The 16,135-nt window shown below is 69.0% G+C and carries 14 protein-coding genes; 5 read left to right on the top strand and 9 right to left on the bottom strand.

Translation table 11 applies throughout. The annotated features are described in order from the left end of the window. Positions 1-36: 36 nt before the first annotated feature. The 3 genes from U9J39_RS07325 to U9J39_RS07315 form a co-directional block, all read right to left on the bottom strand. Positions 37-1,083 (bottom strand): lipase secretion chaperone, encoded by a 1,047-nt coding sequence (locus U9J39_RS07325; protein ID WP_326346834.1) that lies wholly within the window; start codon positions 1,081-1,083, stop codon positions 37-39. Continuing rightward, the gene (locus U9J39_RS07320) at positions 1,070-2,191 is read right to left on the bottom strand and encodes an esterase/lipase family protein (protein WP_326346833.1); all 1,122 of its coding nucleotides are present in this window, start codon (positions 2,189-2,191) and stop codon (positions 1,070-1,072) included. The genes U9J39_RS07325 and U9J39_RS07320 overlap by 14 nt, the downstream gene beginning before the upstream one ends. 89 nt (positions 2,192-2,280) lie before the next feature. Continuing rightward, positions 2,281-3,168 carry a flagellar brake protein gene (locus U9J39_RS07315; protein WP_115709026.1) on the bottom strand — a complete coding sequence of 296 codons (888 nt, stop codon included), beginning with the start codon at positions 3,166-3,168 and terminating at the stop codon, positions 2,281-2,283. A gap of 243 nt (positions 3,169-3,411) precedes the next feature. Here U9J39_RS07315 and U9J39_RS07310 point away from each other — a divergent pair, with 243 nt between their 5' ends. Together U9J39_RS07310 and U9J39_RS07305 are read left to right on the top strand one after the other, a co-directional pair. After that, on the top strand, positions 3,412-4,128 hold the full coding sequence (locus tag U9J39_RS07310; RefSeq protein ID WP_115679976.1) for a FadR/GntR family transcriptional regulator: 717 nt from the start codon (positions 3,412-3,414) through the stop codon (positions 4,126-4,128). A gap of 38 nt (positions 4,129-4,166) precedes the next feature. Next, positions 4,167-5,273: an NAD(P)/FAD-dependent oxidoreductase gene (locus U9J39_RS07305; RefSeq protein ID WP_326346832.1), complete on the top strand. Its 1,107-nt coding sequence runs from the start codon at positions 4,167-4,169 to the stop codon at positions 5,271-5,273. Here the strand turns inward: U9J39_RS07305 and U9J39_RS07300 are convergent. From U9J39_RS07300 to U9J39_RS07280, 5 genes are all read right to left on the bottom strand, one after another. Beyond that, entirely contained in the window at positions 5,195-6,466 is a 1,272-nt protein-coding gene (locus U9J39_RS07300) for an MFS transporter (protein WP_115709022.1), read from the bottom strand. The genes U9J39_RS07305 and U9J39_RS07300 overlap by 79 nt on opposite strands. Before the next feature lies 1 nt (position 6,467). Next, complete coding sequence (gene aroC, locus U9J39_RS07295) at positions 6,468-7,577, bottom strand: chorismate synthase (RefSeq protein ID WP_115709020.1); 1,110 nt, start codon at positions 7,575-7,577, stop codon at positions 6,468-6,470. An 85-nt stretch (positions 7,578-7,662) separates the two neighbouring features. Then, positions 7,663-8,397, bottom strand: a complete 735-nt coding sequence (locus tag U9J39_RS07290) for a glutathione S-transferase C-terminal domain-containing protein (protein WP_326346831.1) — start codon at positions 8,395-8,397, stop codon at positions 7,663-7,665. 33 nt (positions 8,398-8,430) lie between these two features. After that, the gene (locus tag U9J39_RS07285; RefSeq protein ID WP_115709018.1) at positions 8,431-10,329 is read right to left on the bottom strand and encodes an MFS transporter; all 1,899 of its coding nucleotides are present in this window, start codon (positions 10,327-10,329) and stop codon (positions 8,431-8,433) included. Positions 10,330-10,479: 150 nt separating this feature from the next. After that, on the bottom strand, positions 10,480-10,926 hold the full coding sequence (locus U9J39_RS07280) for a CBS domain-containing protein (protein ID WP_012352517.1): 447 nt from the start codon (positions 10,924-10,926) through the stop codon (positions 10,480-10,482). 249 nt (positions 10,927-11,175) lie between these two features. On the opposite strand from U9J39_RS07280, the gene U9J39_RS07275 reads away from it, so the two are divergent. The 3 genes from U9J39_RS07275 (at position 11,176) to U9J39_RS07265 (ending at position 13,725) form a co-directional block, all read left to right on the top strand. Then, the gene (locus U9J39_RS07275) at positions 11,176-12,486 is read left to right on the top strand and encodes an O-acetylhomoserine aminocarboxypropyltransferase (protein ID WP_116312401.1); all 1,311 of its coding nucleotides are present in this window, start codon (positions 11,176-11,178) and stop codon (positions 12,484-12,486) included. Next, entirely contained in the window at positions 12,486-13,310 is an 825-nt protein-coding gene (locus U9J39_RS07270) for an alpha/beta fold hydrolase (RefSeq protein WP_326346830.1), read from the top strand. The genes U9J39_RS07275 and U9J39_RS07270 overlap by 1 nt, the downstream gene beginning before the upstream one ends. 97 nt (positions 13,311-13,407) lie before the next feature. Beyond that, on the top strand, positions 13,408-13,725 hold the full coding sequence (locus tag U9J39_RS07265) for an Mpo1-like protein (protein WP_326346829.1): 318 nt from the start codon (positions 13,408-13,410) through the stop codon (positions 13,723-13,725). Positions 13,726-14,686: 961 nt separating this feature from the next. On the opposite strand, the gene U9J39_RS07260 is transcribed toward U9J39_RS07265, so the two are convergent. Then, positions 14,687-16,033, bottom strand: a complete 1,347-nt coding sequence (locus U9J39_RS07260; RefSeq protein WP_115679967.1) for a YihY family inner membrane protein — start codon at positions 16,031-16,033, stop codon at positions 14,687-14,689. Positions 16,034-16,135 lie beyond the last annotated feature (102 nt).

The raw sequence follows: 16,135 nt of genomic DNA, 5'->3' as shown, positions 1-16,135 counted from the left end.
CGGTGCCGTTTTTCTTTTTATGCGACCGCGGAGGCGTTAGCGTGCCTGCCGCCCCGCTGCCATCGCCTGGTCGACTACCTCCGCCTGCAGCGCCTCGCTCGGATTGTCGAAGGCCTGCCTGCGCAGCGTGTCCAGTTGCTGCCGCCGATCCTGCTCCGACAGCCCCGAAAACGCCTCGATCTGCGCGCGGCGCGCGGCGTAGTCGTGGTAGCGCTGCTGCCATGACTGCTCGGCCTGCGCCTGCTGCTGGTAGCGCTGCGCCACCTCGGGGCCGTAGGCCTGTGCCAGCGCGGCACCGATGTCCTGTGTGGTGCGCCCAGCCGCCTGCAGGTCGGAGATGGTCTGGCTGATGGCCTGCGGGCGCGCGCTGGCTTCACGCGCGGCACGCAAGGGCTCTGGCAGCTTGGCGTCGAGCTCGGCCAGCCGCTGCCGCCGCTGCGCGTCGTCCAGGCCCGCCTGCGACACGACCTCCAGCCGGGCCAGCATGGCCTCGTCATAGGCCTGCTCGTCGCCGAACCAGGCCTGCGCCACCTCGGGCAGCCAGCGCTGGCGCGCCGCGTTGCGCTGCGCCAGCAGCGCGCGCAGCTGCTGCACCTGCTGTGCATCCAGCTTGCCGTCCGCATCCGCGAGCGGCTTGTGCGCGGCCTCGGGCTGGATCTCGGCCAGGCAGGCCACATAGCGGCGCCACAGCTGCCACGCCTGCCCGGCCGCGGGCTGGTGCACATGGCGGCGGATATCGTCATGCACCAGCGCATCGAGCGCATCGATGCCGCCGGCGTCGTGGCGCGCGCTCAGGAAATAATCGAAATAGGTGCGCAGCGCGCGCGTCAGCCGCAGCGTGCCCGCGCCATCGGCCTCGGGGCCTGCGGGCATCTCCACGCCGGCGAGCGATGGCCAGGTGGCGGCGCCAGCGGGCGCCGCATCTGCCGATGGCGCAAGCGGACCCGCGGCGATTGCCACCGCCGCCTGCCGCGGCACCGGTACCTGAGCCGGCGGCATGGTCAGCCAGTACACTGCAGCGGCCGCGGCGCCGGCCGGCAGCAAGGCCAGCCATAACCGCGGCGCACGCTCAGAGCTGGTCATTGCGCAGCCGATTGGCGTGGTTCAGGATGATCGCGCGCGGATCGGCATCCTGGTACAGGCCGGCCATCTGGTTGACCTCGTCGAGATGGTTCCAGTAGTAGCCGGTGGCCAGCACCCTGCCCCACTTGCTGCTGCACACCGAGACCAGGCCGTCATTGGCACCGGCGCCCTTCAGCGCCATCAGCCCCGCCGAGGTCGACATCATGACCGTGGACGGGTCCAGCAGGTTGGAACGCAGCAGGCTGAGCGGGCCGCCCTGCCCGGTCCAGGAATACGCGGCCTGGGTATGGGTGACGAGGTTGCCCGCGGCGTCGCGCGCCTGGCGCTGCTCGGACACGGCGCCGGGGCTGTCGCAGTCCGCGCCCAGTGCGGATTGCGTGCCCGGCATCAGCGTGGCATCGAGCCGCGCATTCTGCTCGGCGGCACCGCGCGTGGTCAGGCTCTTGAGCGAGGCCAGCGCATCCTGGTCCAGCGCCTGCCCGTTGCTGATGCCGTTGAACCAGCCGACCGTGTCGAACACGCCCTGGATGATGCTGACCAGTACCGGGCCAGCGATGGGGATGGCGCCAATGCCGTTGATCAGGTCGAGCACGGTATCGGCCACTTCGCTGCCGCGGTGCGGGCTGCCGATGGTGGTCACCGACGCCACGTCCTGCGGCGACATCGCCGCCAGCATGCGCGAGGTGGGCCCGCCCTGGCTATGTCCGATCAGGTTGACCTTGTCGGCGCCGCTCTCCAGCTTGACCGCGCGCACATAGGCCTGCAGCGCCAGCGCACGCTCGGCATCGCTGTTGAACGACGGCACCGTCGCCACATAGACCTGCGCGCCATGGGAACGCAGCACTTCGGGGATGCCATACCAGTAGTCGAGCACGCCGGCCATTTTCGCCGCACCGGTCAGGCCGTGGACCAGCACGATCGGGTAGCGCGTCTTCGCGTAGTCGCCATTGACGGTGACCGCGGCGACGGGTGTCGGCTGCGCCAGCATGGCTGCGGCGGCCAGCGCCGCGGCGGTGCCTGCCAGCCTGCGCCGGGATTTGCGGGACTGCTGCTGCGTGCGCGCTACGGGCGTGCGTTGCCCGCACGCGTGGTGTTCGCCGTGCTCCATCTGGTCTCCTCGGTGGTGGGTCTTTTTATGCTGGAAGCAGTAAAGGCGGCCCGATCCGTGGAGACAATCAAAACATTAGCGGATTCCCTCTAAACGGCTGCTACCGCGGCGGGTTGCACCGGCATGCGGGTGCTCGAAAGCAGCTGTTCGTAGATGTAGCACTGCAGCAGCGTCAGTTCGCGCTCGGCCAGCACGTCGAAGGCCACGCCGAAGGCGGGAAAGTCGGCATCGTCGCCGGCGGCCCCGGCTGGCGCCATGCGGACCCAGCCATCGATCACCACCTCGCTGTCCAGCGACGCTGTACGCAGGTTGAAGCGCAGGCGCACCCGGCTGCCTGGCGCCGGGGCCGGCGCCGTGGTCTGCACCAATGCGCCACCGGTGCTGAGGTCGGACAACAGCGACAGGCGCGCCACACCGCGGTCGATGCCGTCGTCATCGGCCGGTTCGGTCAGGTAAGCGGCCAGGCGGGTCGGTACGCGCGCCGCCTTGCGCACCGGCGTCGCGTGCTGCTGCACTGGCGCGGACAGCACCAGGTAGCGGAACGGGCTGCGGCACACGGCGGTGATGGTCGAGGTAAAGCTGTGGATGGCCTGCCCGGAGAAGCCGCGCAGCACTACGCCATCGCCGGCCTGCAATGGCAGGTCGCGCCCTCCCAGCTGCGGCCAGGTGATAAAGAGGCCCTGCTCGATAAAGCCGATCAGTCGGCTCGCGGCCGGGCGCGCGGCCTCGCCGTCGAGCTTGACATGCAGCAGCGTGCCGACCTGCAGGCCGAGCGGCCCGCTGGCGGGGCGCAGTTCGTCGGCGGCCTCGTCGCCGGCATCGTCGCGGCAGACCGTGCCGTGGTGGAACACCAGCGCCAGGTCGCGCGCATCGGGAATGATGTTGCCGCTGCCGAGCACCAGGTTGCCTTCGCCATCGAGCAATGACCAGGGCAGCGGGTGGCCGACGGGGAGATCGTTAGGGGTGAGCTGGATCATGGCGGTTTGCAGTTGGCCCCGGCGTGGGCGTGCTGGGAAGCGACGAGCCCTGGGCGGAACTGACGCACGGACTCCGCCACCTGTATTGGGCTTCTATCGGCGCCAGCGCGGCGAAATTTAGTCCGGGGCGATGGAGGTCGAGGTCGCATGTGTAGCATCGGCTACCTCCGGCAAGCTTGACGCGCCGCAAAGTTGCGGCCAGAATCCGAAAAAGCTGTCAGACAGCCTGACACATTGAGCGCCATGACTACCCTCCTGCCCCGCCCGGCTTCGCTTGCCACCCGTATCGCGCAGACCCTGCATGACGACATCCTTGCCGGCCGCTACGGCGCGGGCGCGCGCCTGCCGGCCGAGTCCGCGCTGGCCGATGCCTTCGGCGTCAGCCGCCCGATCGTGCGCGAGGCCATTGCCCAGCTGAAGGCCGACGGCGTGCTGGTGACGCGCAAGGGCTCTGGCGCCTATGTCTCCGAGACCCCGGGCGGCCAGGCCTGGCGGGTGGCCGGCGCGCCCGATGGCGGCCCCACGCTGGCACAGCTGTTCGAGCTGCGCCGGGTGGTGGAAACCGCCTGCGCGGAAATGGCGGCGCAGCGGCGCACCGCGGCCGACGTCGAGGCCATCCGGGCCGCACTGGCGGCGATGCAGGCGCAGGCCGACGGGCGCGGCGACATGGCCAGCGCCGCCGCGGCCGACATGGCGTTCCACCACGCCATTGCCGAAGCCGCGCACAACCCCTGCTTTACCGGCCTGACGGATTTCGTCGGCCAGCAGATGCTGGCCGCGCGCCAGCGCGCGTGGGAGAACACCGCGCGGCTGAGCAGCGCCACTGGCGCGCCGCGCGCGGCTGACCATGAGCATGCCGCGCTGGCCAAAGCCATTGCCGCCGGCGACGCCACGGCCGCGCGCAAAGCCGCGCAGCAGCACCTGGCGGCCGCCGCCGCGCGCCTGGGCCTGCCCGCCTGAAGCCAAATATATCGAGACCCCTGAAGCAAGGAACAACCATGGACACAGTGGATTGCGTCGTGATCGGCGCCGGCGTGGTGGGACTGGCGGTCGCGCGCGCGCTGGCGCTGCAAGGCCGCGAAGTGATCATCCTGGAAGCCGAGAACGCCTTCGGCACCATCACCAGCGCGCGCAACAGCGAGGTCATCCATGCCGGCATCTACTATCCGGCCGGCTCGCTCAAGGCGCAGCTGTGCGTGCGCGGCAAGGCCATGCTGTACGACTATTGCGCCAGCCGCCACGTGCCGCACCAGCGCTGCGGCAAGCTGATCGTCGCCACCAGCGCGGCCCAGGTGGCGACGCTCGAAGGCATCCGTGCCAGGGCGGCCGCCAATGGCGTGGACGACCTGCGCCTGATCGATCGTAGCGAGGCGCAGGCGCTGGAGCCGCAGCTGCAGTGCCATGCGGCGCTGCTGTCGCCATCGACCGGCATCGTCGACAGCCATGGCCTGATGACGGCGCTGCTGGGCGATGCGGAAAACGCGGGCGCGATGCTGGCGGTACAGTCGCCGGTGCTGGGCGGCGCGGTCACGCCGGACGGCATCCGGGTGGAGGTCGGCGCGGAAGGCGGCAGCGCCACCACGCTGCTGGCGCGCACGGTGGTGAATTCAGCCGGGCTGACGGCACCGGAACTGGCACGCCGCATCGACGGCATGCCCGAATCCCACATCCCCCCGCAGTACTACGCCAAGGGCTGCTATTTCACGCTGGCCGGCCGCGCGCCGTTCTCACGGCTGATCTACCCCGTGCCCGAGGCGGCAGGACTTGGCGTGCACCTGACCATCGACCTGGGCGGCCAGGCGCGCTTCGGCCCCAATGTTCGCTGGATCGACGAGATCGAATACGGCGTCGACGCGGCGGACGCCGACGCGTTCTATGACGAGGTGCGCCGCTACTGGCCGGGCCTGGCCGACGGCGCGCTGCAGCCTGGCTATGCCGGCATCCGCCCCAAGATCAGCGGCCCGCATGAAGCCGCGGCGGACTTCCGCATCGACGGCCCCGCCGTGCACGGCGTGCCGGGGCTGGTTCACCTGTTCGGCATCGAATCGCCGGGGCTGACCTCGTCGCTGGCGATTGCCGAGCGGGTCTGCGCGGCGCTGGACTGAAGCGCGCCGTCCCCTTCCGCGCGAAAGCTCATCACGGCGCAGAAGGCCCCCGCCGCCGCGGCCACGGCGGCGAGTCCGAAGGTATGCGCCGGCGCCAGCGCGTTCCAGGTCCAGCCCATCGCCAGCCCGCCCAGCGTGCCGCCCACGCCGTAGGAGATGCCGGTGTACAGCGCCTGCCCGCGCCCCTGCAGCGGTCCGGCAAACCACGCCTGCAGTCGCTTCAGGCTGGCGCTGTGGTGGGCGGCGAAGGTGGCTGCGTGCAGCACCTGCACCAGCGCCATCAGCCACGCGAACTGCGCCAGGTAGCCGGTCAGCCCGAAGCGCAGCGCGGCCAGCACGAAGGTGCCCGCCAGGATGGTGCGCAGCGCGTAGCGCGCGAACAGCACGCCCTGGTAGTAGAAGAAGACAATCTCGGCGACCACGCCGATGGTCCACATCACGCCGATCGCGAACTTGCTGTAGCCCAGCGTCTCCAGCCACAGCGAGTAGAACACGTAGAGCGCCGCGTGCGCGAACATCATCAGGAAGGCCGACGCCAGGAACCAGGCCACGTCCGGGCGGCGCAGCAGCGGCAAGGCGCGCGGTGGCGTCGTGCGCGGGCCCTCGTCGGCGGCGTCGCGCATGGTCAGCACCACCCCGGCCAGGATTGCCAGCAGCGCGCTCGCCACCCACGGGAACGCGCGCATGCCGACCGCCTCGAACAGCGCCCCGCCGGCCAGCACCGCGCCGATAAAGCCGAGTGAGCCGAACATGCGGATGCGGCCGTAGCTGTGGTCGAAGGCGCCGTAACGGCGCAGCGTGGAAATGGTCAGCGCATCGCCCAGCGGCGACATCGCGCTGGTCAGGAGGCTCAGCGTCAGCATCATCGCCATCATGCCGCCGTAGCTGCCGACGCCAGGCAGCAGCAGGAACGCCAGCAGCGAAGTGAACGCGCTGACGCGCAGGATGCGCACGCGCGTGTGCATCATGTCGGAGAGCCAGCCCCACAGGTAGGGCCCGGCGATGCGGCTGACCTGGAAGCTTGCCATCAGCACGCCGATCTGCACCGGGTCGAAGCCGCGGTCGGCGAAGTACAGGCTGACGTAGGGCGAGATCAGGCCGACGTAGCCGTAATAGCCCAGGTAAAAGAGCCCGAAGCGGGCATGGTCGGGGCCGTCGGCCCCGCTTTGGCCGCCCGCACGCTGCGGCGTCAAGTCAGCGGGTCTGGCCGGCCTGCGCGGGGATGCGCGGCGTTTCGACGCGAACGTCGCCGCACTGCGCGCGGTGGCGCAGCGCGTGGTCGACCAGCACCAGCGCCAGCATGGCCTCGGCGATCGGCGTGGCGCGGATGCCCACGCATGGGTCGTGGCGGCCGAAGGTCTCGACGGTGGCGGCGTTGCCGGCCTTGTCGATCGATTCGCGCGGGGTGCGGATCGAAGAGGTCGGCTTGATCGCCAGCGACACGGTGATGTCCTGCCCGGTGGAGATGCCGCCCAGCACGCCGCCGGCGTTGTTGGTGCGGAAGCCCGCGGCGGTCAGCTCGTCGCCATGCACGCTGCCGCGCTGCGCGACGCTGTCGAAGCCGGCGCCGATCTCGACGCCCTTGACCGCGTTGATGCCCATCATGGCGTGCGCGATATCGGCATCGAGCTTGTCGAACAGCGGCTCGCCCAGCCCCACGGGCACGTGGCTGGCCACCACCTCGATGCGCGCGCCGACCGAGTCGCCGTCGCGGCGCAGCGCGTCCATATACGTTTCCAGCTCAGGGATGATGTCGGCGTTGGCGGCGAAGAACGGGTTCTCCGGCACGTGCGACCAGTCGGTGAACGGCACCGCGATTTCGCCCAGCTGCGACATATAGCCCCGGATCTCGGTGCCGTACTGCTCGCGCAGCCATTTCTTGGCCACCGCGCCCGCCGCCACCACCGGCGCGGTCAGGCGCGCCGACGAGCGGCCGCCGCCGCGATGGTCGCGGATGCCGTACTTCTGCCAGTAGGTGTAGTCGGCATGGCCCGGGCGGAAGGTCTCGACGATATTGCCGTAGTCCTTGCTGCGCTGGTCGGTGTTGCGGATCAGCAGGCAGATCGGGGTGCCGGTGGTCTTGCCCTCGAACACGCCGGACAGGATCTCGACCTGGTCCGGTTCCTTGCGCTGGGTGACGTGGCGTGAGGTGCCGGGCTTGCGGCGGTCCAGGTCGCCCTGGATGTCGGCCTCGGTCAGCGCCAGGCCCGGCGGGCAGCCGTCCACCACCGCGCCGATGGCGGGCCCGTGCGATTCGCCGAAGGTGGTGACAGTGAAAAGCAGGCCAAGGGTGTTGCCGGACATGATGGAAACCGCACAGGAATTGGGGACGGCCTCCATTGTAAGGCCAATGGCGATGCCCGGGCGGCCCCTGGCGGTGCGGAAACGCTCAGGCGGCCACGCCCTGCGGCACCGGCGCGGCGGCCAGTTCCGGATAGAACTCGGCGCGCATCCGCGCCATATAGGCCACCAGGTTGGCATGCCCCTCGGCCGCGGTGCGGATGGGGGTGTCGAATACGGGGCACAGCAGGCTGCCGGCAAAGGCAAAGAGCGTCGCATCCGCCCCGCACGGCCGGTCGCCCATCAGGTAGCGCTTGTCGCCCAGGATGTCGGCGATCGAGGCCACGCCCTTGCTGGCCAGCGCCACCAGCTCTTCCTCGCTATGCCGGCCCAGGCCCTGCCCCCACAGCGTCTTGCGCACCTTGTAGCGCACCAGCCGCTCGGCCAGGCCGCGTACCGGCGCCGGCACGCTGCGGAAGAACTGGGCCGGGCCCTTGTCGAAATTGGCCTGGTCCAGCCAGCGCACCCGCGCCACCGCCCAGTAGAGATGGTCCTCCATCAGCTTCTCGGCGGCCCAGGCAATGCCGCGCTCGGCCGGGCTCAGGCCCTCGTCGAAATCGATGTGGTAGGTCTTCTCGATATGCCAGCGGATCATGGTGGAATCGGCCACGATCCGGCCCATGTCGTCCAGGTACGGCAGCTTGCCCTTGGGCGCGCGCCGCAGGCTGCCGGGGCGCGCGTGGTATGGCAGGCCGGCCAGCTTGAGCAGCATCTCGGCCTTGGTAACGAAGGGGCTGGCATCGGGCAGCCCGAAGGCGGGGCCGAAGGTGTAGAGCGTGATCATCGTCGGTCGGGTTCCGCGTGGGAGCACATGGGTTCAGCGCCAGTCGCCGCGCAGGGCCTGCACCATCTGCTGCAGCCCTTCCGGGGTGGCCGACTCCGGCGGCACCGGCTCGCCCACCACCAGCTCGAGCCGATTCAAAATGCCGCGCCGGAACGGCCGCGACATCGCCGGCGCTCCCTTGCGCGAGAAGAAGCTGCCCCACAGTCCGCGCAGCGCCATCGGCACCACCGGCACCGGGGTGCGTCGGATGATCTGCTGCACGCCCTGCTTGAACGGATTGATGTCGCCGGTGGCGGTGATCTTGCCTTCGGGGAAGATGCAGACCAGGTCGCCGTCTTCCAGCGCCCGCGCCACGGTGTCGTAGGCACGCCGCAGCATCTCGGGGTCCTGGTGCGCCGGCGCGATCGGGATCGCCCGTGCCTGGCGGAAGAACCACGACAGCAGCGGCACCTTGAAGATGTTGTGGTCCATCAGGAAGCGCACCGGGCGCGGGCTGCATGCCATCAGCACCACCGCATCGGCAAAGCTGACGTGGTTGCACACCAGCACCGCCGGACCGTCCGCGGGGATGCGCTCGGCGTTGATGCGGCGCAGGCGATAGAGGGTATGGACCAGGATCCACGCGATAAAGCGCAGCAGGAATTCCGGCACCAGCGAGTAGATATAGACCGCCACCACCGCATTGAGCAGCCCGACCACCAGGAACAGCTGCGGGATGGTGTAGCCCGCCTGGGTCAGCGCCACGCCCAGCAGCGAGGCCGCGATCATGAAGAAGCTGTTCAGGATGTTGTTGGCGGCGATGATGCGGGCGCGGTGCGTGGGCGCGCTGCGGCTCTGGATCAGCGCGTACAGCGGCACGCTGTAGAAGCCGCCGAACATCGCCAGCAAAAACAGGTCGGCCAGCACGCGCCAGTGGTGCGGCGCGGCCAGGAAGGCGCCGACGCCGCTCAGCGCGGCCGGCGCCTGCCCCTGGCTGGCAAAGTACAGGTCGACCGCGAACACGGTCATGCCGATCGAGCCGAACGGCACCAGGCCGATCTCGACATGGCGTCCCGACAGGCGCTCGCACAGCAGCGAACCGGTGCCGATGCCCAGCGAGAACACCGCCAGCAGCAGCGTCACCACGTTCTGGTCGCCGCCCAGCACATCCTTGGCGTAGCTGAAGAACGAGGTCAGGAAGGTCGCGCCGAGGAACCACAGCCATGAAATGCCGAGCAGGCTCAGGAACACGGTGCGGTTGCCGCGCGCCAGCACCAGGTTGCGCCAGGTCTCGGAAAACGGGTTCCAGTTGATGCGCAGGTCCGGCTGCGGCGCCGGCGACGCCGGGATGCGGCCAGCCACCAGCCGCCCGGCCACGGCGATGATCACGCAGGCCGCGCCCACGTACAGCGGCCCGACCATGGCGCCGCCCTGTTGCAGCCCGGCCAGCTCGCCGCCGATCAGCGTGCCGATCAGGATCGCGACGAAGGTGCCCATCTCGACCAGCCCGTTGCCGCCGACCAGTTCGCTCTCGTCCAGGTGCTGCGGCAGGTAGGCAAACTTGACCGGCCCGAACAGCGTGGAATGCAGCCCCATCAGGAAGGTGCCGGCGTACAGCAGCGGCGCGCTGTGCCAGGCAAAGCCGGCCAGGCCCAGCACCATGATGGCGATTTCCAGCGACTTGACCAGCCGGATCAGCCGCGACTTCTCCAGCTTGTCGGCGATCTGCCCGCTGGTGGCCGAGAACAGCACGAACGGCGCGATAAAGATGGCCGAGATCAGGAACGCCGCGCTGCGCGCGTCGACGCCCTCGAACAGCGCCGTGTGGTAGGTCACCAGCGAGGTGAAGGCGACCTTGAACACGTTGTCGTTCATCGCCCCCAGGAACTGGGTCCAGAAGAACGGCGCGAAACGGCGCAGGCCGAGTAGTCGGAACTGGCTGTGTTGGCTCATGAATGGGCCGGTCGGTCGGGCGACCGCCAACGGAGTGGGAACGCCGGCTAGTGTGCCGCAGCCGCGGCCTGTCCGCCACCTTGCCGCGGTCCGGCGGCGCCGACCGAGGGCATTTTCACCGGCGGGGTCAGCCGGCGCGGCCCGGCGCCATCACTCGGCGCGCTCCTCCGGCCAGTCGCGGATATACGCCTTGAGCATCTTGTTCTCGAAGCTCTGGTCCTCGACCACGGCCTTGGCGACGTCGTAGAACGAGATCACGCCCATCAGCGTACGGTTGTCGAGCACGGGCAGGTAGCGGGTGTGACGCTCCAGCATCATCCGGCGAACCTCGTTGACGTCGGTTTCCATGGTGCAGGTCAGCGGCGCATCGTCCATCACCTTGCGGATGCTGCTGGTACCGACGTTGCCATTGTTGCGAGCCAGCGTCTCGATGATCTCGCGGAAGGTCAGCATGCCGACCAGGTCGCCGTACTCCATCACCACCAGCGAGCCGATATCGTGCTCGGCCATGGTGTGCACGGCGACCAGCAAGGAGGTGTCAGGCGTCACGGTGTAGAGCGTATTGCCCTTGATCTGGAGGATGTCGCTGACTTTCATGGTGGTCTCCGCTGCCTGCGCTCACACTGAGCTGAAACTGAGGGTATCGCGCCGGCCGTGGCACCGGGGGCGATACCGGTCGCATTGTTATCTGTCTATGGGTGTGCGGGCACCGTGTGCCCGTTGGCCGATGCTAGCCCAAACCCGCCGCCAAAGTAAAGCGGGAGGCCGGTTTGCGGTCCGCCGGCGCGCGTGGGCCGGCGCACGATGCTACGATGCTGGCCGGAGACAACTCAAGGCCGACCGACCATGTCCGGAACCCGCTTCGACACGCTGGCGCTGCACGCCGGCGCCGCGCCCGACCCCGCCACCGGGGCCCGCGCCACCCCCATCCACCTGACCACGTCCTTCGTGTTCCGCGACAGCGAGCACGCCGCGTCGCTGTTCAACATGGAACGCGCGGGGCACGTCTACTCGCGCATTTCCAACCCCACCGTGGCGGTGCTCGAGGAACGCATCGCCGCGCTCGAGAACGGCGCCGGCGCCATCGCCACGGCCTCGGGCCAGGCCGCGCTGCACCTGGCGGTAGCCACGCTGATGGGCGCGGGCTCGCATATCGTGGCTTCGTCGGCGCTGTACGGCGGCTCGCACAACCTGCTGCACTACACGCTGCGCCGCTTCGGCATCGAGACCACCTTCGTCAAGGCGCGCGACATCGACGCCTGGCGCGCTGCCATCCGCCCCGAGACCCGGCTGCTGTTCGGCGAGACGCTGGGCAACCCCGGGCTGGACGTGCTCGACATCCCGACCCTGGCGCAACTGGGCCAGGACCACGGCATCCCGCTGCTGGTGGATTCCACCTTCACCACGCCCTACCTGCTGCGCCCGTTCGATCATGGGGCCGGCCTGCTCTACCACTCGGCGACGAAGTTCCTGGGCGGCCACGGCACCACCATCGGCGGCGTGCTGGCCGAGGGCGGCACCTTCGATTTCGAGGCTTCGGGGCGCTTTCCGGAGCTGTCCGAGCCCTACGAGGGCTTCCACAACATGGTGTTCACCGAGGAAAGCACGGTCGCGCCGTTCCTGCTGCGCGCGCGCCGCGAGGGCCTGCGCGATTTCGGCGCCTGCATGAACCCGATGGCGGCATGGCAGCTGCTGCAGGGCGTGGAGACGCTGCCGCTGCGCATGAGCCGCCATGTCGACAACACCCGCAAGGTGGTGCAGTTCCTGGTCTCGCACCCGATGGTGGAGTCGGTGTCTTACCCGGAACTGGAATCCCACCCCGACTACGAACTGGCCAAGCGCCTGCTGCCACGCGGTTGCGGCGCGGTGTTCAGCTTCAACCTGAAGGGCAACCGCCTGGCCGGCCAGCGCTTTATCGAAAGCCTGTCGCTGTTCTCGCACCTGGCCAATGTCGGCGACGCGCGCTCGCTGGTGATCCACCCCGCGTCGACCACGCACTTCCGCATGGACGCGGCCGCGCTGCAGTCGGCCGGCATCACCGAGGGCACGATCCGGCTGTCGATCGGGCTGGAAGACCCGGATGACCTGATCGACGACCTCAAGCGCGGGCTGAAAGCGGCCGAGAAGGCGATGAGCGGCAAGGGAGGGCAAGCCTGATGGAACTGAACCTTGCCGGCCAGCCGGCCTACGCCTATACCGGCGGCAAACCGTTCGATCCCGCCCTGCCCTGCGCGGTCTTCGTCCACGGCGCGCAGAACGACCACAGTGTCTGGGCGCTGCAGACGCGCTGGTTCGCCAACCATGGCTTCTCGGTGCTGGCGGTGGACCTGCCCGGCCACAACCGCAGCCAGGGCGCGCCGCTGGCCACGGTCGAGGCCATGGCGGACTGGGTCATGGCGCTGGTGGCCGCCGCCGGCGTTGCGGCGCCGGCCTTCGTGTTCGGCCACAGCATGGGCTCGCTGATCGCGCTGGAATGCGCGGCGCGCCATCCGCAGGCGGTGCGCGGCATCGGCCTGCTGGCCACGGCGTATCCGATGAAGGTCTCGGACGCGCTGCTGGACGCCTCGCTCAACCGCGAGGGCGATGCCATCGCCATGGTCAACACCTGGTCGCATTCAAGCCTCGCCAACAAGCCGTCGTCGCCGGGCCCCGGCGCGTGGATGCATGGCGGGAGCCAGCGGCTGATGGAACGGGTGTCGCGCAACAACCCGCAGGCGCATGTCTTCCACAATGATTTCTCGGCCTGCAACGCGTATGCCCACGGCGAGGAGGCTGCCGCGGCGGCGACCTGCCCGGCGCTGTTCATCACCGGCAGCAAGGACATGATGACCTCGCCCAAGGCGGCCCAGGCACTGGCCGGCAAGATGCGCAGCGCGAGCGTGGTGACGGTGCCGTGCGGCCATGCGCTGATGGGCGAGCGTCCGGATGAAGTGCTGGATGCGCTGGCGGCGTTTGCGCGCAAGGTGGTGGCGGCGGGCTGACGCTGGTCCCGACGGCCGGCCACGCCGGCGGCCGTCCCCCCTGCATCGCGGCGCGGAAGGTCTACACTGCAGCAAACAAGACCTGCCGGAGACAGCCATGGCCCACGCCCGCGCACGCGAGTTCGAGAATTTCGCGGCCTTCTATCCCTACTACCTGAGCGAACATCAGAACCGTACCTGCAGGCGGCTGCATTTTGCCGGGTCGACGGTGGCGCTGCTGTGCCTGGTGGCGCTGGTCGTGACCGGCAACCTCTGGTGGCTGCTCGCCGCGGTGGTGGCGGGCTATGCGTTTGCCTGGGTCGGGCACTTTGGCTTCGAGAAGAATCGGCCGGCTACGTTTCGGCATCCTATCTATAGCCTGATGGGGGATTGGGTGATGTATTTTGATATCTGGCGGGGGAGGATTCCGTTTTGAAAGGGGGGACGGGGCTTGGCGCTTATTTGGGATGGTGGTTGGGGGTGACATGCTGTCGGCCCGTTGAAGCGTCGCGGGGGCTGTCGGTGACATGCTGTCGGCTTTTGGGCCGCCTGGTTCCGCCCTGCTGGGCGGGTCACTTTTTGGCCGAGCGCCAAAAAGTAACCAAAAAACGCGTTGATTGCCCTGCGGGCGGCATGTCTTATCGTAGTGTGCCTGGGGGTTTTCGTACGGGGCTGGGCTTCCTCGCATAGCGGGACTGCCTGCCGCAGGGGTGCACCACGGTAGCAGGGGCGTTGAAGTGTTGGTTGAACGAGCCCAGAGCGCGGAGTGGTCCCTGCTGCCGGCCTTACCGCAGGAACGCCTACGGCTGCGCTGCGCGCCGGCCCTCTCGCGCGGCGTGGGCCCTGGGCACGGAACGCGTCGCTGCGCTCGCTTGGCGCTGCCGGTCTGTGGCCCGGGCTGAGAATCGTACAGCGCCTGCGACTGCGTTCGCGCAACCGCCAAATGACCGTCACCACAATTGAGCCTGCGCAGCAGCCGCAGGCGTCCCCGCGATACGGCCGGCAGCAGGCTGCCTACACCCTCATTGGGATTGTCCAATAGTGGGTGATCGAAGGCACCGCCCCTGACTCACATAGCGTAGCAGGGCCGAACGGGCAACCACGCCCAAACGGAAAGCACCGCCGCTCGAGCCACCAACGCCGTGAAATTGATTGCCAGCCGCATAGGCGACGCGCTTTTTGGTTACTTTTTGGCGCTCGGCCAAAAAGTGACCCGCCCAGCAGGGCGGAACCAGGCGGCCCAAAAGCCGACACCATGTCACCAACAGCGACCACCCTAAATAACGCCAACGTCGAACGAGAAACAGATCCCCAGCTACGCCAGCGAAACAGCCCACGCCCGTCAAGAACGAGTCCCGCCCAATCAAGCCCCAGCCAGCAAACCAGCTAATCAAAAATCAAACCTGCCCATGCCACCCCGGCGGCACCACCTCCAGCGCACGCCGCGGGCGCTGCCCGTCGCCATCGCCGGCCGTCGGCGGCAAATCCACCGGCTGCTGCCGGAACACCGCCTCCAGCGTCTGGTCCAGCTGCGGATTGTCCAGGATCGACTTGAGCGCATCCGCCCCGCGCAGATGCTGCGCCAGCGCCGTGCGCGGCAGCCGCGGCAGGTTCAGCACCAGCCGGTCGTGCAGCGTGCGCAGCGTCACCTGCGACGGGTCGCACAGCAGCGCCCAGTGGGCCTGGCCACGCTCCTGCTGCAGGCGGCCGACCAGGTGCATGGCCTTGAGCTTGTCCAGCAGGCTGGACAGGTAGTCCGCCTCGACTCGCAGCTTGCGGCTCAGGTCCAGTTCGCCGACGCTGCGCGGCACTTCGTCGCGGGCGCGGTAGAGCAGCAGCAGCACGCCCAGCGCGTCGAAGAACTCGCTGCCGGCAAAGCTGCGGCGGCGCCAGTAGCCCTGCCGGATCACCGGCAGGTTGGCGGCGATGGTGGCGCCCAGCAGGGTCACCAGCCAGCTCAGGTAGATCCATAGCAGGAACAGCGGCAGCGCGGCGAAGGTGCCGTAGACCGCGGTGTAGGCCGGGATCTCGGTGATGAAATAGCCGAAGCCGCGCTTGGCGAACTCGAACGCCACCGCCGCGACCAGCCCTGCCACGATGGCATCGCGCCACTCGACATAGGCGTTGGGCACCGCCGTGTACAGGAAGGCAAAGGCCAGCGCCGACAGCAGCACCGGCGCCGCGCCCACCAGCAGCCCCAGCCCCACCGGCATGGTGCCGACATAGCCGGCCGAGATCGAGATCAGATAGGAACTGATCGACAGGCTCGCGCCGATCAGCACCGGGCCGAAGGTCAGCACCGCCCAGAACACCAGCACCCGCTGCGCCAGCGGGCGGCGCTGCTTGACTCGCCAGATCGCGTTGAGCGCGTCTTCCACGGTCAGCATGGTCAGCACCGAGGTCACCATCAGCCCGCCCAGGCCCATCGCGGTCAGCCCGCGCGCGCTCTTGGCGAACATGCCGAGATAGCGCTGGATCGATTCGCTGACGTTGCCCGGGATCAGGTTCTGGAACAGGAACGCCTCGATGGCGTTGCGGAAGTCGCGGAACACCGGGAACGCGGCCAGCAGCGCGAAGGCCACGGTCAGCACCGGCACCACCGCCAGCACGGTGGTGAAGGTCAGGCTGGCCGAGACCTGCGGCAGCCGGTCTTCGGCGGCGCGGCGCAGCGCATAGCGCGCCAGGGCACGCACCTTTTGCAGGTTCCATTCCCGGCGCAGGCGGGCGACGCGGGCTCCAATCATGCGCAAGCAACCTCCTGGATCTGGTGTGTCGGATCGTCTGTCGAATTCAAGGATGGCCCCGTTGCGCGTGCGGCGCGTGGCCTTCGGGAGATGGCGCGGGGG

The sequence above is a fragment of the Cupriavidus sp. SS-3 genome, assembly GCF_035818815.1.
GTDB classification, from domain to species: domain Bacteria; phylum Pseudomonadota; class Gammaproteobacteria; order Burkholderiales; family Burkholderiaceae; genus Cupriavidus; species Cupriavidus taiwanensis_C.
This window is presented reverse-complemented; position numbering and strand designations above follow the sequence as displayed.

Coding starts and splice junctions, on each gene's coding strand:
- U9J39_RS07325 (WP_326346834.1), bottom strand. CDS start 1,083: ATGACCAGCTCTGAGCGTGCGCCGCGGTTATGGCTGGCCTTGCTGCCG.
- U9J39_RS07320 (WP_326346833.1), bottom strand. CDS start 2,191: ATGGAGCACGGCGAACACCACGCGTGCGGGCAACGCACGCCCGTAGCG.
- U9J39_RS07315 (WP_115709026.1), bottom strand. CDS start 3,168: ATGATCCAGCTCACCCCTAACGATCTCCCCGTCGGCCACCCGCTGCCC.
- U9J39_RS07310 (WP_115679976.1), top strand. CDS start 3,412: ATGACTACCCTCCTGCCCCGCCCGGCTTCGCTTGCCACCCGTATCGCG.
- U9J39_RS07305 (WP_326346832.1), top strand. CDS start 4,167: ATGGACACAGTGGATTGCGTCGTGATCGGCGCCGGCGTGGTGGGACTG.
- aroC (WP_115709020.1), bottom strand. CDS start 7,577: ATGTCCGGCAACACCCTTGGCCTGCTTTTCACTGTCACCACCTTCGGC.
- U9J39_RS07290 (WP_326346831.1), bottom strand. CDS start 8,397: ATGATCACGCTCTACACCTTCGGCCCCGCCTTCGGGCTGCCCGATGCC.
- U9J39_RS07285 (WP_115709018.1), bottom strand. CDS start 10,329: ATGAGCCAACACAGCCAGTTCCGACTACTCGGCCTGCGCCGTTTCGCG.
- U9J39_RS07280 (WP_012352517.1), bottom strand. CDS start 10,926: ATGAAAGTCAGCGACATCCTCCAGATCAAGGGCAATACGCTCTACACC.
- U9J39_RS07275 (WP_116312401.1), top strand. CDS start 11,176: ATGTCCGGAACCCGCTTCGACACGCTGGCGCTGCACGCCGGCGCCGCG.
- U9J39_RS07270 (WP_326346830.1), top strand. CDS start 12,486: ATGGAACTGAACCTTGCCGGCCAGCCGGCCTACGCCTATACCGGCGGC.
- U9J39_RS07265 (WP_326346829.1), top strand. CDS start 13,408: ATGGCCCACGCCCGCGCACGCGAGTTCGAGAATTTCGCGGCCTTCTAT.
- U9J39_RS07260 (WP_115679967.1), bottom strand. CDS start 16,033: ATGATTGGAGCCCGCGTCGCCCGCCTGCGCCGGGAATGGAACCTGCAA.